This window comes from Amycolatopsis sp. H20-H5, from assembly GCF_035828755.1.
GTDB lineage: Bacteria > Actinomycetota > Actinomycetes > Mycobacteriales > Pseudonocardiaceae > Amycolatopsis.
Genome location: NZ_JAYMZS010000057.1, coordinates 39,848 through 53,910, shown reverse-complemented (window position 1 = coordinate 53,910; position 14,063 = coordinate 39,848). Strand labels below are relative to the sequence as shown.

The 14,063-nt window shown below is 65.0% G+C and carries 14 protein-coding genes; 3 read left to right on the top strand and 11 right to left on the bottom strand.

Features of this window, described 5'->3' with window-relative positions; all coding sequences use genetic code 11:
- Positions 1-116: 116 nt before the first annotated feature.
- The gene (locus tag QMK34_RS27585) at positions 117-1,430 is read right to left on the bottom strand and encodes a hypothetical protein (protein WP_326417388.1); all 1,314 of its coding nucleotides are present in this window, start codon (positions 1,428-1,430) and stop codon (positions 117-119) included.
- 532 nt (positions 1,431-1,962) lie between these two features.
- Here QMK34_RS27585 and QMK34_RS27580 point away from each other — a divergent pair.
- Positions 1,963-2,232 (top strand): hypothetical protein, encoded by a 270-nt coding sequence (locus QMK34_RS27580; RefSeq protein WP_326417387.1) that lies wholly within the window; start codon positions 1,963-1,965, stop codon positions 2,230-2,232.
- Between the two features lie 21 nt (positions 2,233-2,253).
- Here the strand turns inward: QMK34_RS27580 and QMK34_RS27575 are convergent, their stop codons facing one another.
- Complete coding sequence (locus QMK34_RS27575; RefSeq protein WP_326417386.1) at positions 2,254-2,874, bottom strand: alpha/beta fold hydrolase; 621 nt, start codon at positions 2,872-2,874, stop codon at positions 2,254-2,256.
- A gap of 360 nt (positions 2,875-3,234) precedes the next feature.
- Between QMK34_RS27575 and QMK34_RS27570 the strand changes: the two genes are divergently transcribed.
- Both QMK34_RS27570 and QMK34_RS27565 read left to right on the top strand, forming a co-directional pair.
- Entirely contained in the window at positions 3,235-3,570 is a 336-nt protein-coding gene (locus QMK34_RS27570; RefSeq protein WP_326417384.1) for a hypothetical protein, read from the top strand.
- 647 nt (positions 3,571-4,217) lie between these two features.
- Positions 4,218-5,366, top strand: a complete 1,149-nt coding sequence (locus QMK34_RS27565; protein ID WP_326417382.1) for a M20 family metallopeptidase — start codon at positions 4,218-4,220, stop codon at positions 5,364-5,366.
- 23 nt (positions 5,367-5,389) lie between these two features.
- Here the strand turns inward: QMK34_RS27565 and QMK34_RS27560 are convergent, their stop codons facing one another.
- The 9 genes from QMK34_RS27560 to QMK34_RS27520 all read right to left on the bottom strand — a co-directional run bounded on the left by QMK34_RS27560 (position 5,390) and on the right by QMK34_RS27520 (position 14,058).
- Positions 5,390-5,716 (bottom strand): hypothetical protein, encoded by a 327-nt coding sequence (locus QMK34_RS27560; RefSeq protein WP_326417381.1) that lies wholly within the window; start codon positions 5,714-5,716, stop codon positions 5,390-5,392.
- Between the two features lie 361 nt (positions 5,717-6,077).
- On the bottom strand, positions 6,078-7,679 hold the full coding sequence (gene secD, locus QMK34_RS27555; protein WP_326417380.1) for a protein translocase subunit SecD: 1,602 nt from the start codon (positions 7,677-7,679) through the stop codon (positions 6,078-6,080).
- A 138-nt stretch (positions 7,680-7,817) separates the two neighbouring features.
- A complete protein-coding gene (locus tag QMK34_RS27550) occupies positions 7,818-8,132 on the bottom strand; it encodes a peptidase inhibitor family I36 protein (protein WP_326417379.1) in 315 nt (104 codons plus the stop codon).
- 249 nt (positions 8,133-8,381) lie between these two features.
- Positions 8,382-9,215: a carbohydrate ABC transporter permease gene (locus QMK34_RS27545; RefSeq protein WP_326417378.1), complete on the bottom strand. Its 834-nt coding sequence runs from the start codon at positions 9,213-9,215 to the stop codon at positions 8,382-8,384.
- A complete protein-coding gene (locus QMK34_RS27540) occupies positions 9,212-10,150 on the bottom strand; it encodes a carbohydrate ABC transporter permease (protein WP_326417377.1) in 939 nt (312 codons plus the stop codon). The genes QMK34_RS27545 and QMK34_RS27540 overlap by 4 nt, the downstream gene beginning before the upstream one ends.
- Positions 10,147-11,556, bottom strand: a complete 1,410-nt coding sequence (gene ngcE / locus QMK34_RS27535) for an N-acetylglucosamine/diacetylchitobiose ABC transporter substrate-binding protein (protein ID WP_326417376.1) — start codon at positions 11,554-11,556, stop codon at positions 10,147-10,149. Before ngcE ends, QMK34_RS27540 begins: the two co-directional genes overlap by 4 nt.
- A gap of 75 nt (positions 11,557-11,631) precedes the next feature.
- Complete coding sequence (locus QMK34_RS27530) at positions 11,632-12,057, bottom strand: hypothetical protein (protein WP_326417375.1); 426 nt, start codon at positions 12,055-12,057, stop codon at positions 11,632-11,634.
- A gap of 520 nt (positions 12,058-12,577) precedes the next feature.
- Complete coding sequence (locus QMK34_RS27525) at positions 12,578-13,417, bottom strand: amino acid ABC transporter permease (protein ID WP_326417373.1); 840 nt, start codon at positions 13,415-13,417, stop codon at positions 12,578-12,580.
- Positions 13,414-14,058: an amino acid ABC transporter permease gene (locus QMK34_RS27520; protein WP_326417372.1), complete on the bottom strand. Its 645-nt coding sequence runs from the start codon at positions 14,056-14,058 to the stop codon at positions 13,414-13,416. The genes QMK34_RS27525 and QMK34_RS27520 overlap by 4 nt, the downstream gene beginning before the upstream one ends.
- Positions 14,059-14,063: the final 5 nt, after the last annotated feature.

Genomic DNA, 14,063 nt, shown 5'->3' with positions numbered 1-14,063 from the left:
TCTTTGACCACGTACTTGGCGTAAGCACCTAAGAACGTAGCGGGAAGGAGCCCTTCCTCATGATCAGGGCCGGAAAACCCGCAGGTCACAGACCAGTCCACCTCACTCCAGCCGAACTACACCCATTTCTTTTCGCAGCTTTTGCTGGCCGATTTCGTCCCTTGCTTCTCGACGGTGCATGTGTCGGTGCCCGCGCCGCCGTCGACGAGTTTGTTGTTGAGTTTTACTTTGATGACATCGTCGGCGTTACCGCCGTAGATCTCGCCGTTGTTGGTATCAACAGTGATGGTGTCCTTGCCGGTGCCGTGGTTGGGATCGGTGTCACCGGCCAGACCGTCGCCGCGAATGAACGACGTGGAGCCAGCGAGGAGCCCGACGTCGATCTTGTCGTCACCATTGCCTCCGATGACGTTACCGTAGATGGACTTGCCGTCCTTGTTGACAGTCTTGGCCGAAAGCAGGTCATTGCCGTCGCCTCCGAAGAGGCTGCTCCCCAGGCCGAGGTCTACGGCCTCGATAGTGTCATTGCCCGCGTCGCCCCAGAGCCAGGCGGACGCGCCGCCAAGCGCGCCGCCGGTGATGACGTCGTCGCCGGGGCCTCCGTGCACCCAGCCGCTGACCATGGTGTCCACGGAGATCCTGTCGTTGCCTGCGCCGGTGATCGGCGCATAGGCGTCGCCGTAGATGTCCGCGGCACCCATGATCTTGGTCAAGGTGATCGTGTCGTTGCCCGCGCCGCCGAAGACTGCGTCCGGCTCGTTGGGGTATTCGGAGCTCGGTGGCCGCTCGCCGAGGCTGGCCAGGCCGATGGTGATGCTGTCGTCACCGGCGTCGCCGGCGACCCTGCCGCCGTGGGCGATGGAGGCGTTGTTCTTCTTGTCGGGGTCGGGCTGGTAGACGTAGCCGACGCTGCCGACCTTGATGGTGTCTTTGCCGTCGCCGCCGAGGACCGCGCCGTGCCGCCCGACGTTGCCGTTCGGCGTGGCCGCCGCAATGGCCTTGTCACACGCCTTGGATCGGGCCTGTCCGCCGACGGTGATCTCGTCGTCGCCGGCGCCGCCGTCGAGCGTGCCGCCGTTGACGTCGTTCGCCCCGAAGTCGTCCGGCGTCAGCTTTCCCTCAGGGCAGACGAACCGGCCGACGTTGTACGCGGAGATCTTGTCGTTGCCCGCGCCACCGCGCACCACCGCGCCTTCCAGGACGTCAGCCTTGATCACGATCGTGTCATCACCGGCCCCGGTGTCGATCACCGCGCCCGCAGCGAGGTTGGCAGTGCAGGTAACGGTGTCGTTGCCCGATGTCACCGCGCCGACGCACCCCGGGGGCAGGGCGGCCGCCTGCGCCGAACTCAACGGGAAGAACATCGCCACACACATCGCCGGCACCACCGCCACCGTCCGAGCACGTTTTCCCCGTTGGGTCAGCATCATGTCCCGTTCTCTCCGTTTCTGTCACTGACCACCACACCAAGACCGGGTTCAGATTAACGACCAGGTCAGCTAATGGTCACTCAGGACAATAACCTTACGTTCCCGGTTCCGCTTTCAACGGAACTTCACCCGGTTCAGCGACCGCAAGGCAAATCCGATAGCTTACGCGACCAAGCGCCCCAACACATACTGGAAAAGACTTCTGGTTCTGCACGGAAACTCACTGTCATGGAACATGACATGCGGGCAAGAGGGCGAAGACCACACAAAGGTGTCGCCACAGTCGACAACTTCGGGCAGATTCCATCACTGTGAGCATCCGCACACACAGTCGATTCACTCAGGAATTCGTTCGAAGGAATGTAACGCTAGGAACTAGTGGAAGACCTGCCCATCCAGCTTGTCGAATCGGAGGAGCCAGTCGGCCAGCGGAAACGTTGCCCCGGCGATGACCACGCTACGACCCTGGCGCGGATGCCTACGCCCACGCATCGTTGACGACGATGGCAACGTAGAGCGCGTTGCTCACGAAATGAAGTCCCTCATGCGGGCCGGGCCGCCAGTGGCGATGGCAGCCCGTCAGGCCTTGACCGGCACCCACCGGCTGACGGCAGTGCCGCGCGGCGAGACTCGCACCGTCGACAGGTCGGGGGCGCCTGCCCGACGGTGCGTGCTGCTCGACCAGCTGCGTGTCGGTGACCCCACCGGCCAACCGGTCAGCCTCTCGGCCACCGTGGGCGGCGCGCGCCCTGACCTCGTCAGAGACGAACAGACACCCGGCGCTCAGCTGTTCCCCGCGTGAACCCTTCAATAGATCCCCAGATCAACTTCCACCGAGCACGAAATTCACCACGGTGCCTAGGAACGACCGCAGGTGGACCGCGAACTGCGGCCTCGGCGATTCGGGGCAGCCCGGCAATTCCTGGACTCGAGGTAGCACCCTGAGAAGCGCGTCGACTGTTCGCCTTTGGTGGGCGGGATTGTCGGGTATAGAGGGAAGGACGCCGACTTCCATCCGCAACGTGGACAACTGACGGTCTGTGTGGCCCCGGAGCGTGTCGCCAGCGAGCAGCGCGCAGACGACATCCGGGCTCGCCTCCTGTCGGAGCAGCCGACTACGGGCTCGCTCGTCGACACCTGGGTCCCCAGCGGTCGCGGGCCACGCCAGCAGGAGTTTCGCGACACGATCAGGGTAGGCCGAGGCCAGCCCGGCCGCCACGGAGCACCCGTTCGATCCCGCGATGATGGTCACAGGATCCGCGGTCAGCGCCCTTCCGACGTACTCGACTTCCTGTGACCAGCTGAGTGGGCGGTCCGGACGAGGCGGCGTCACAACCTCAAAGCCAGCTGCCAGCAGCCCGGCAACGATTCCGGGCCGCCGCCAGAATTGCTCGGTTCCAACGTCTTCCCAGAGCCCTCCGCTGATGAGAACAACCCTGGTCACGCCCTCAGCTCCCACCCTCGCTCGGAACGCCGCATCGGCGACTCACGTGATCGACGCTACCCTGCCCGGGCGGCCGAACGACCCGTCGTTGTAGAGGCGGACGGTGTGGTCGGCTTGGCCGGGAAAGAAACCCACATCACTGTCGAGCCGGACTGATGGCGACAATCAACTCCTGGATTTGATCTTCGCCGAATCGCCGCACGCCGAGTTGGCTGTGCCAACCGCTGCAGTTCATTGAATCGGCGTGGTTGCTGCGCGAGCGAATACAGCACTATCGCTCATGCCTTTCCGGCACGCACCGCGAAGTGCGTACTTGTACTCGCCCGCGTGATCATTCATGGTATCAAAGTGGGAGCTGTTGTGGAGATCCGTGCTTGTCGTGCCAAGCCGTCGATGCGTGCGCCGCTACTGGAGTTGCTGTGCACCCGCGCGTTCCCCATCCAGCGACGGCTCGGCATAAAGATCCTCGGGCCGTTTCCCCACCAGGACGACGGCACCTTCGTGTGGCTGCGCGGCTTCCCGGACGAGGCGAGCCGGACCACGCTCAAAGCAGCCTTCTATGAAGGGCCGGATTGGTTGAACGACCCGCAAGCACAGGCCGAGCAAATGCTCGACGACTATGACGCCGTCGTTGTCGAAGAGGGCGTCTGGAAACTGATGTCATGTCGTCCAGTTTGGTGCCTAGGGCCGCGTTGACTGACGGGGACTTTCACGCGGTCTGTTCTGGTGAAGGGGACTTTTGCAAGGTTGAGTCGAGGGAAGGTCCCCTTCAGTCGCGACCCCAGGCTTTGCCGTGTGCCCTGATGGGAGCCTTCACGGCGTTTAACGCTGTCATGGTGGCCTTCAGGGGCACGCACGAAACGGTCGTGGCGGTATGAAACGGGCGAATGGGTAGACTTTTCGTCCTTTGTGGAGGGTAAGCGGCTTCGAAGGACAGGCGCCCGAGGCTTCGAGCGGCGGCTGCTGCGACAGTTCTCAGACGCGTTCGAAGACACTGCCGGACTCTGGTCGCGTTGGCCCGCCGAGGCGACCACCCCGGTCGAGCGCGGCGAATGACAATGGCGAACTTCGCGCTCATGCTGGCGCATGGTCCTGGCTGGGACGATTCGCGCGGCATCCGCGAGCAAGCCGGTTGGCGCGAGCACGCGGCCTTCATGGACCAGCTCGTCACCGACGGAGTCGTCCTGCTAGCCGAACCCCAGTGGTCAGGAAACGGGTTCCGTCCGCTTCTGATTGTCCTTTGTGGTCTCTCGGGAGCCCGAGCGTCGCCCTGCGTTGCCACGGTGACGAGGTGCTGCCACAATCGAGGGCGAGGTGCACCGCAAAGAGTGGAGGGCGGGCTGGTGACAGACCAGCTGGTGGAGCAGGCCCGAGGCGATGCCGAGTCAGTCACGGAACTGGCTTGCGCGTTGATCCGCGAGCCGTCGCGTGGCGGTGTCGACGACCACGAGCCAATAGTGGCGGTCGCTGAGAAATGGTTGGTCGGCCAAGGCCTGCCTTGTCGGCGCTTGGCCGGTCCCGGCGGAATCCCGGTGGGACTCGCGTGCGAGATCGTCGGCGGGAACGAGGGGCCCGCTTGGGTGCTGGACGCCTGCCTCGACACCGCTCCGTTCGGCGATCTGAACGCTTGGTCGTTCCCGCCGACGGCCGGTGACGTGGTTGACGGCTGGATCCGCGGGCGGGGCGCGGCCGATTCCAAAACGGCTGCCGCGATGTTCTGCCATCTCGCGCGCGCCATCGTTCCGTGCGCCGAAGCCCTCCAAGGAACGTTGACGGTCTTGCTCGACGTCGATGAGCACACCGGCACCTTCGGCGGGGCCCAGGCGTTCGTCGCCGATTCTCGCCCGGTCTCCGGTGTGCTGATCGGCTACCCCGGCCTCGACGAGATCGTCGTCGGGGGCCGGGGCGTGTTCCGTGTTCGCGTGCACGTCTTCGGCGAGGCCGGTCACTCTGGTACGTCAAAGCCCACGCCCAGCAACGCCGTCGTACGGGGGGCTCACCTCGTCAACGCACTCGAAGCGACCGCGCTCCCCCGGTGCGTGCCGAACGGGTTCCCCCTGCCGCCGAAGCTGACGGTCACCGAGATCCGCGGCGGCGAGAGCTTCTCGACCGTCCCGGACCATTGCCTCGTCGGAATCGACATCCGCCTCACCGACGCGCTGGACGCGACGTATCCCGCTTCTCGCGCCACCACGATCGAGACGATCACCTCGTGGCCGCCGTACCAGCTGGGCGGTGATGATCAACCGGCCGCCGCGCTGCTCGCGGGAGCCATGGCAGCGGGGATCAACGCCCGCCACAAGGTCGCCGGCCCGTCCAACATCGGTAACTTCCTGGCAGGGCTGGGAATTCCGTCGACCGCCGGCTTCGGCTTGCCCTATCAGGGCCTTCACGGGCCCGACGAGCGTGCCCACCTGGAGGCCTTACCCGCGGTCCAGGCGGCCTATCACCACGCGGCGCTGTCGTTGCTCGGCTCACCGGCCGGGTCGTAACGAAATCGGGCTTGTCGTTGGCGTCAGCACGCGAATTGGGTTCCGCTCGACCACCGAGGTGTGCCGTTTATGTCGTAGAGGACGAAGTTGCTGTCATCCTGCATTACCAGTTGCCCCGGAGCGTAGCCGCTTGTGTTGGTCGCCCACACCGGGCGGCCGTTGGTATAAATGACCAGGTTGCCATCATTTTGATAGACCACGTAGGCGCTGCGAGAACTGAGAGAAAACCCTCCAGGCCGCCACGATGCATCATGAATAGCCATAGACGCCTGGTCGCCAGCTTTTGGCGCGGCAGACGCCACGCTTGGCGTCACCAAGGAAACCACGGCAGCGGCAAGTGCGACCATCATCGCAGGAAATGTCACCGTCGCCGTGGCCGTTCGTGTCGGTGCCGGAACCACCGCCGGACACTTCGTGGATCCTGATGGTGCCCCGGCCACCTGGTCGCAGTCGCACGTTGCGCACGGACGCGTCCCAATTCGCTGCGGCCGGGATCTGCTTCGGCCTGGAAGTCGGGCGCGCTGTGGGCGTCGTAGCGCAGGTGTACGGCATTGGGTGCGGCGCCGGTGGCCAGGGTGACCAGTGCCTTGGCAGGTAACAAAAGCGCAGCCGTGACGCTGAAGGCGAGGCGACCGATAGGATTGCGGTTCATGTCGTAATTCCTCTCCCGGTAAATGACGGCCCTGTCTTTCGTGGCCACCGTTTTTCGGCTCAGGGACTTCGAAAGGCTGTGTGGGAACCGAGCCTCTGGACAGCACCCAGCCCGAGGTTCCGGGGGGCGGACAGGAACGTCGAACCGGCGTCGGAGACCAGGGCGACGACCGGATGCGTCACCAGACAGACCACGACCAGATCGAGCACCGTCGACATCCCGAGGGTGAAAGCGAAACCCTGCACGTCACCGATCGCCAACACATAAAGGATCGCGGCGGCCAGGAAGCTGACCGCGTCCGACGCCAGGATCGTCCGCCTGGCCCGGACCCAGCCGCGAGACACGGCCGACCGGAGCGTCCGGCCGACACGGATCTCGTCCTTCAGCCGCTCGAAGAAGATCACGAACGAATCCGCCGTGATGCCGATCGCGATGATCAGGCCGGCGATCCCCGCGAGGTCGAGCGTGTAACCGATCCACCGGCCGAGCAGCACAAGCACCGCGTAGATCAGCGTGCCCGACAGGGCGAGAGACAGGATCGTCAGGACGCCGAGCAGCCGGTAGTAGAACAGGCAGTAGACGAAGACCACCAAGAGCCCGATTCCGCCCGCCGTCAAGCCCGCCTGAAGTGAAGCGAGGCCCAGCGTCGCGGAAACCGTGGTGGCATCGGACGACGTGAACGACAGCGGCAGCGAACCGTACTTCAGGATGTCGGCGAGGCTCTTCGCCTCCGCCGGGGTGAACTTGCCCCTGATCTCGGTCTTCCCATCCAGGATCGCGCTGGTGATGCCGGGGGCCGACACGACCCTGGTGTCGAGCACGAAGGCCGCGCGCTGGTTGACATTCGCCGAGGTGAACTCGCCCCAGGTCTTGGTGCCCGCGGCGGTGAAGGACAGGTTGACCGTCTGCCCCCCTGCCTGTGAGTTGTAGCCGGAAGTGGCGTCGCCGACCTCCGTGCCACGCAGGAACTCCGGTTCGAGCAGGAACTTCTCCGTTCCCTTCTCGTCGCAGGTCACCAACGGCCGCGCTGGATCGTCGTTGCCGACCAGCGGGTCGTACGCGCCGGGGCGGCAGTTCAGGGAACTCAGCGCACGCTGCAGGACTTCTTGATCGGCTTGGTTCGACGGGAGCAGGACCGGGTTCTGCCGGACCGCCTTGGCGTCCTGCACCTCCTTGGCGGTTTTCGCGTCGAGGGAACCGTCCACCGGTGGCGTCACCGGCGGCTGAGCGGGTGCCGCGCCGGGCGCACCTCCACCGGCCGGGGGCGGCGGCACCGGGGTGGCGGCGTCGTACGCGGCCACGACCTTGCGGAAGCCGAGCCTCGCCGTCTTGCCCAGGTTCTTGGCCTGGTCACCCTGTTCGCCAGGGACGGTGATCACGATGTTGTCCGCGTCGAGGATCACCTGTGTCCCGCCGACCCCGATGCCGTTCACCCGCGTCTGGATGATCTGGCGCGCCTGGTCCAGCGACGCCCGTGACGGCCGCCCGCCGTCCGGGGTGCGCGCGGTCAACGTGACCCGGGTGCCGCCGCGCAGATCGATCCCCAGTTTTGCCGCGGGCGTCCGGTCACCGGTGAAGAACACGAGTGCGTAGAACGCCAGGACGACAAGGAGGAACCACCCGAGACTGCGTCCGGGACGCGACCGCGGCTTTCGGGTCATCCAGGTTGCTCCTAGTGGCGATGACGGCGTTCAGGACCGGGAGGACCCGGAAAGGTGAAGACCCGGACCCTCCCGGGGGAGAGGATCCGGGCCCGGCCCTGCCGCGACTCCAGGCGAAGCGCGGCTGTCAACGGCCGTTCACGGGTACGCCCCGATGCTGTAGGCGTAGCCACCCCCGCCATGGCCCTGACCGTCGCGGAGGAGGTCGCCGCCGACGGTGCAGTAGTAGTCGCTCCAGGTCTGCTGGTCCTGGCCGGTGAAGTTCAGCACGGACAGTGCCTCGAAGCCCGGCGCCCAGCATTCTCCCGGACGGACAGCGCCATAATGCACCGCGACCTGCCCGTTGTAACCTTCATACGGCCAAGCACAAACGGCGCCGTCCGGGCAGTCATAAGGATCGGCACTCGCGACGCCCGCGGAAACCATGACGCCCGCCGCGACCGTCGCCAGCACAGCCGCGACAGTCAGGGACCTGCTTCGTGATTTGTTCAAGAATCCCACCCCGCTTATTCGCCCCAAAATCCGTTGTAATAACAATGAAAATAGCCAGCGGACACCGCATGGTCAAGCGCGAACAAGAAAAACGGTGAGTCAAGAATGGGGTAATTAATATACCAGGATAGAATCCTGCTCGCGGTTTGCCACGACTATTGTCGTTTGCTCGTGCGGATTCCCGGGGTCAGCTGCATGACGGCGCGGCTTCTAGCGGGCCAGACCCGGATCGTTGGCGGCACCGGAGGTGGTGGCGACCTGGATGTAGCGCTGGAACGCCACGTAGGCGACGAGGACCGGGAGCATGGCGATCGTCAGCCCGGCGAACAGGCCGCTCCAGTCGCTGCGGTAGCCCTGGCTGGTGGACAGTGCCGCCAGGCCCTGGGAAAGTACGTACTTCTCGGGGTCGGGATTGAGCACCAGTGGGAGCAGGTACTGGTTCCACAGGCCGAGGAAGTTGAAGATCGCCACCGAGACGATCCCCGGCCGGGCCATCGGCAGCATCACCTGGAAGAAGACGCCAGCGTGGGAACAGCCGTCCATGAACGCCGCCTCGGCCACCGAAGTCGGTTGCGTCCCGAAGAAAGCGTGCAGGAAGAAGATCGTGAACGGTGTCGCGTAGGCCGCGTAGACCAGGATCAGTCCCAGGTGAGTGCTGAGCAGACCCAACCGCTGGACGGTGAAGAACAGCGGCACGAGGGCGAGGAGCATCGGAAAGAACATCGAGGTGACGAAGAGATAGTAGATGAACCTATTGCCGCGAAAGGAGTACCGCGCCAGCACGTACGCGGCCAGTGAACCGACCGTTATGGTCAAGATCAGCGCGCCCCCCACGACGACGATCGAGTTGAGAAAGTAGCGGCCGATCGACGCTTCGGTCCAGGCTCTGCCGAAGTTGTCCAGGTGCGGCCGCGAGGGCAGCGACCACGGACTGGTGAGGATCTCCTTGTTCGACTTGAGGGCGCTGAACACCACCCACAGCAGCGGTAGCGCGGTGACCACCGCCCAGGACATCATCGCCAGGTGTAGCGGGACACGTTTCACGCGAGCTCCGTTTGAGTGCGCCGGCCGCCGCCCAGGGCGAACACCGCGAACACCAGCGAGCCGAAGAACAGTGCGACGCCCATGGCCGAGGCGTAGCCGAACTTGCCGTAGGTGAAAGCGGCGCGGTACAGCGAAAGCCCGATCACCTCGGTCGCGCCGTCCGGGCCGCCGGGGCCGACGGTCATGATCTGCACGAGTGCGAACCCGTCCAGCGCGGCCATGCCGAGGTAGACGAACGCCACCTGGACGTTCTCCCGTAGCAACGGCAGCGTGATCCGCCAGAACGTGACCCAGCCGTTGGCACCGTCGATCAGCGCCGCTTCGTAGATCTCCCGGGGGATGCCCTCCAGCGCCGCGGTGAACAGCACCAGGTAGAACCCCGCGCCGGACCAGACCATCACCACCATCACGGCGACGAGCGCGAGCCGCGGCTCGGCGAGCCAGCTGCGGGCCAGGCCGTCGAGCCCGACACCGCGGAGCACACCGTTGATCAAGCCACTGTTGGGGCTGTACGCGGACCCCCACAGGACGGCGATGACAGACACCGAAAGCACCTGCGGGAGGAAGAACACGATCCGGTACAGGCGCGAGCCGAACAGCTCGCCACGGCGGGACTTCGAGCCCATCTTGAGCGTGGACGCCAGAATCAGGCCGATCGCGACGGTCATCACCGGCATCACCAGCAGCAGGAACAAGTTGTTCCGCACCGCGTCGAGAAACAGGCCGTCCGAGCCCAGCTGGGCGAAGTTGTCCAGGCCGACGAAACTCGCCGACCCGGCGAGCCCGTTCCAGTCGGTCAAGGAAAGGTAGAACGACTGCGCGTACGGCGACAACACGAACACGACGTGCAGGACCACAGCGGGCAGCAAGGCGACGATGACGAAGGCCGAGCCGCCACGCAGCCGATGAACCCGACCCGGGAGTCCCCTGCTCACTGCCGCGTGTACTTCTTGACGCTGGAGTCCTTCGCGATGGCGTCAGCGGCCTTCTGGATCCGGTCGGCCCACTCCTTCGCCGTGATCCGGCCGTTGATCAGTTCGCCCACCGCGTCGTCCGTGGCCTTGGCCAACGCGGCGTACCAAATGCGGTGGCGGTAGACGACCAAATCGGGTCCGGCAGCCTTGACCGCCGCGGTAACCGAGGCGAGCGCGGACGACATCCGGATCCCGTCGGCCGATCCGGCCACCGATGGCAGTGTGCCCGCCGACTGGGCGAACGATTTCGCGACACCCTTCGAGAAGAGCATCCTCAGCAGTTCCAGACCGCCTGCCGGGTTCTTGCCCTTCGCCGGGACGATGAACGACTCGCTGCTTGAGGCTTCGAGCCCCGTTGCCTTGATCTTGTCCGAAGACGTGCGGGGCGGGACCACTCCCATCGCCATCTCGAACCCGTCCGGGGTGATGCCCTTCTGTTCGCTCTCCAGCCAGGATCCGCACGGAATGAACGCCGCTTTGCCCTGACACCACGCGGCCTGCGCCTCAGTGTGCGACAGCGCCTCCGAACCGGGCATGATGAAGCCCTTGCCCGCAAGCTCGGCGAACGCCTCGGCAGCGTTCGTCATCGCTTCAGTACGCCAGGCGTTGGGTTCCAGGTTGTCGATCGCCTTGAGCAGAGCCGGGCCACCAGTCTTGCCCGCCATGGTCAACAGGGGTTCGCTGACGTACTCGGGGTACTTGCCCTGGTACGTCCACGGCGAGATGCCTGCCTTCTTGATCTCCTCGGACAGGGAGACCATACCGTCCCAAGTGGAGGGATAGGCCCAGCCACGTTGGTCGAACAACGACTTGGAGTACCAAAACCCGTAGGCGGTGTAGACGTAGTTCAGGCAAAGACACGTGCCGCCGAACGAGCCGTCGTCGACGACTCCCGGCAACAGCGTGTCCCGCACCTTCACGGTGGGGTCGTCCCAGGAGGGCGCGTCGAGCAGTTCGGCCAGGTCGGTCAACTGGCGGGACGAGACCAGCGTGGAGATGTCCAGCCTGCCGTCCCCGGTGTTGTCCACCACGTCGGGCGGCGTGTTGGCCACGAACCGCGGCCGCAGGGTGTCCCCGACCTTCTGGAGTCCTTTGTGGTCGATCGTACTCCGCGCGTAGCGGGAGTTGAACAGCTTCTCGGCGTTCTTCACGTAGTCATCGCCGTAACCGCCCTTGAACGCCACCACCTCCAGTGGGCGGCCGTTTTCGACGCCGAAAGGATTATTCGCGTCTTTCGTACCGCGCGACGCGGGGGTCTCGGCGCTGTCGCGGCCCCCCGTGACGCATGCGGTGAGCAGAGACGTGCTCAGTCCAACGGCGGCAGCGGAACGCAACACGCTGCGCCGGGAGAGGGAATCAGGACTCATGTGACGGTCCGTTCTACTCGGCCGGTCCGCTCAGTACGCCCCCGGCAGACCATAGGTGGCGAGATAATCCCGCCTTCAAGATAGCGCTGTTCCGGGCACTGCGCAGCGGCCGATACACGCCCGCTCGCGATGACTCAAGAGAGTCACCGGCAAGTGTCGCGACTTCATCAAGGTATTAGAAATACCTATACTCACAGAACTGCGGTGCCACAGGTCGGTCAGCGCGACGCGGCAGGCCTCCACGACCGGCGTCGGATGCCGGTGCGCGACGTTTTCGAACACCGAGGACAACGCGTGGACGACCGTCGCGACATAGCCGACATCGAGTCCTTCGGGGGTGCCGTCCAAGACGTCGTCCAAGACATCGTCGAAGACGTAGTACCAACCCAGCCAGTCGGCGACCAGGTCGATCACCCCGTCCGGTGCGTACGGGTAGGCCGAACAGGCCACCGATCCGACCAGCGCTCGATCGAATCGTTCGCTGGCTGGTTCGTCCGACACCAGTCCCGTCGATCTGGCCCACTCGGACACGCGGGTCTGAGAACGTGTCTGAGAACTGTCGCAGCAGCCGCCGCTCGAAGCCTCGGGCGCCTGGCCTTCGAAGCCGCCTACCCTCCACAAAGGACGAAAGTCTACCCATTCGCCCGTTTCATACCGCCACGACCGTTTCACGCGTGCCCCTGAAGGCCACCATGACAGCGTTAAACGCCGTGAAGGCTCCCATCAGGGCACACGGCAAAGCCTGGGGTCGCGACTGAAGGGGACTTACCCTCGACTCAACCTTGCAAAAGTCCCCTTCACCAGAACAGACCGCGTGACAGTCCCCCGTCAGTCACTGGACGCCATGACATCAGTTTCCGGATGCCTTCTGAGTCCCGCTGACGTCGTCACGCAGGAGTGCCAGACCCGGCAGGTTCAGCGGCGGCACCAGTAGTTCCGTCGCCATCTCGTCAGGGTAGAACGTCATATCGGGCATATCCATTTATGGCCAGCCGACCACAGTGAACAGTCCAAGGATGACCTACCGCGACTGGTATTTTTTCTCTCTGTTACCGGAAATGCCAGGCGAGCGCCGGGCGTCCAGCCACCGCGCCAGCCTCGACAACGAATAGTTGACCAGCAGGTACACGAGAGCGACGACCAGATAGCTCTGAATCAGCAGATGATTGAACGCGGCCAGCACCTGTGCACTTTTCAGCAGTTCGAGGTAGCTCACGAACAGGCCGAGAGACGTGTCCTTGACGATGCCGACGGTCTGGCTGACCAGTGAGGGCAGGACGTTCCGCAACGCCTGGGGCAGCACGACGTGGACCATCGTCCCGGCTTGGCGCATGCCCAGCGCCGCCGCCGCTTCACGCTGGCCTGGGTCCAGCCCAGCGATTCCGGCGCGGAAGACCACTGCCAGCTGGGCGGATCGGTTGGCGGTGAGCGGGACGACGAGTTTCCACAGCAGCGGCAGGTCCAGCCCGTAGCGCGGCAAGACGAACAGCGCGAAAAGGATGAGCAGCACGGGCGGGAGTACTCGGAAGACCTCGAGAAAGCAGCGGGCAGGCACGCGGACGGCCGCGTGCTTCGAGAGGCACGCCAAGGCGAGGAGGATGCCGAAAAGGCAGCTCAGCAGCAGTGTCACCGCGGCCGCGAACACGGTGTTGAGGAGCCCGGTGAGCAGGTACCGCCACATGACCATGGTGCCGTACGGAGCCCATTTGTCCCGATCGAGCTGGCCGTTGACGGCGAACTGGCGGAGCGCGAGTCCGAGCAGCGCCAGGCCGAGCACCGTCGCCGCCGCCGTCGCGATGCGGATACGCCTTCGGCCGAGCGGGCCGGGGGCGTCGAACAGGGACGGGCCGGGCCGGGTCATCGTGGGGGCGCCAGTTTCCGGTTCAGCGCGCTGAACAGCGCGGAGATCGTCAACGCCAGCAAGCCGTAGACGACACCGATTCCGAGGAAGACCGGCAGCGGATCGGCCTCGACCAGGATGACGCGGTGTGCGGCCTCGGTCAGGTCGAGCACGCCGACACCCGCCACCAGTGCGGTGTTCATCAGCAGCCCGATGGTGATCGTGCCGATCGGCTGGAGCATGGCGCGCAGTGCCTGCGGCAGTACGACGTGCCGCAAGAGCTGGCGGAAGCCGAGACCGAGTGCGCGGGCGGCTTCCGTTTGACCCGGCCCGATGGAGTTGATCCCGGAGCGGATGGCCTCCGCGTAGTAGGCGGAGGTGTACAGCGCGACGGCGATCGTCGCGGTGGGGAAAAGATCGAACTCCAGCCCGATTTCCGGCAGCGCGAACATGAAGACGGCCAGCCACACGAGCAAGGGGATGTTCTGGAACACCTCCACGAACCCGGTGCCGAACAGCCGTAAGGGTTTCACCGGCGCCACCCGGCAGGCGGACACGACCACGGCGATCACGACGGAGAGCACGAACGCCGACCCGGTGAGTTCGACGGTGACCAGTAAGCCGAGGCCCAGCTCGCCGAAGTGACCTGTGTAGACACTCATGGACA

What these genes read in the sequence shown, in the direction of transcription:
- QMK34_RS27585 (WP_326417388.1), bottom strand. Translation starts at nt 1,430, where the DNA reads ATGATGCTGACCCAACGGGGAAAACGTGCTCGGACGGTGGCGGTGGTG.
- QMK34_RS27580 (WP_326417387.1), top strand. Translation starts at nt 1,963, where the DNA reads ATGAAGTCCCTCATGCGGGCCGGGCCGCCAGTGGCGATGGCAGCCCGT.
- QMK34_RS27560 (WP_326417381.1), bottom strand. Translation starts at nt 5,716, where the DNA reads ATGATGGTCGCACTTGCCGCTGCCGTGGTTTCCTTGGTGACGCCAAGC.
- secD (WP_326417380.1), bottom strand. Translation starts at nt 7,679, where the DNA reads ATGACCCGAAAGCCGCGGTCGCGTCCCGGACGCAGTCTCGGGTGGTTC.
- ngcE (WP_326417376.1), bottom strand. Translation starts at nt 11,556, where the DNA reads ATGAGTCCTGATTCCCTCTCCCGGCGCAGCGTGTTGCGTTCCGCTGCC.
- QMK34_RS27525 (WP_326417373.1), bottom strand. Translation starts at nt 13,417, where the DNA reads ATGACCCGGCCCGGCCCGTCCCTGTTCGACGCCCCCGGCCCGCTCGGC.
- QMK34_RS27520 (WP_326417372.1), bottom strand. Translation starts at nt 14,058, where the DNA reads ATGAGTGTCTACACAGGTCACTTCGGCGAGCTGGGCCTCGGCTTACTG.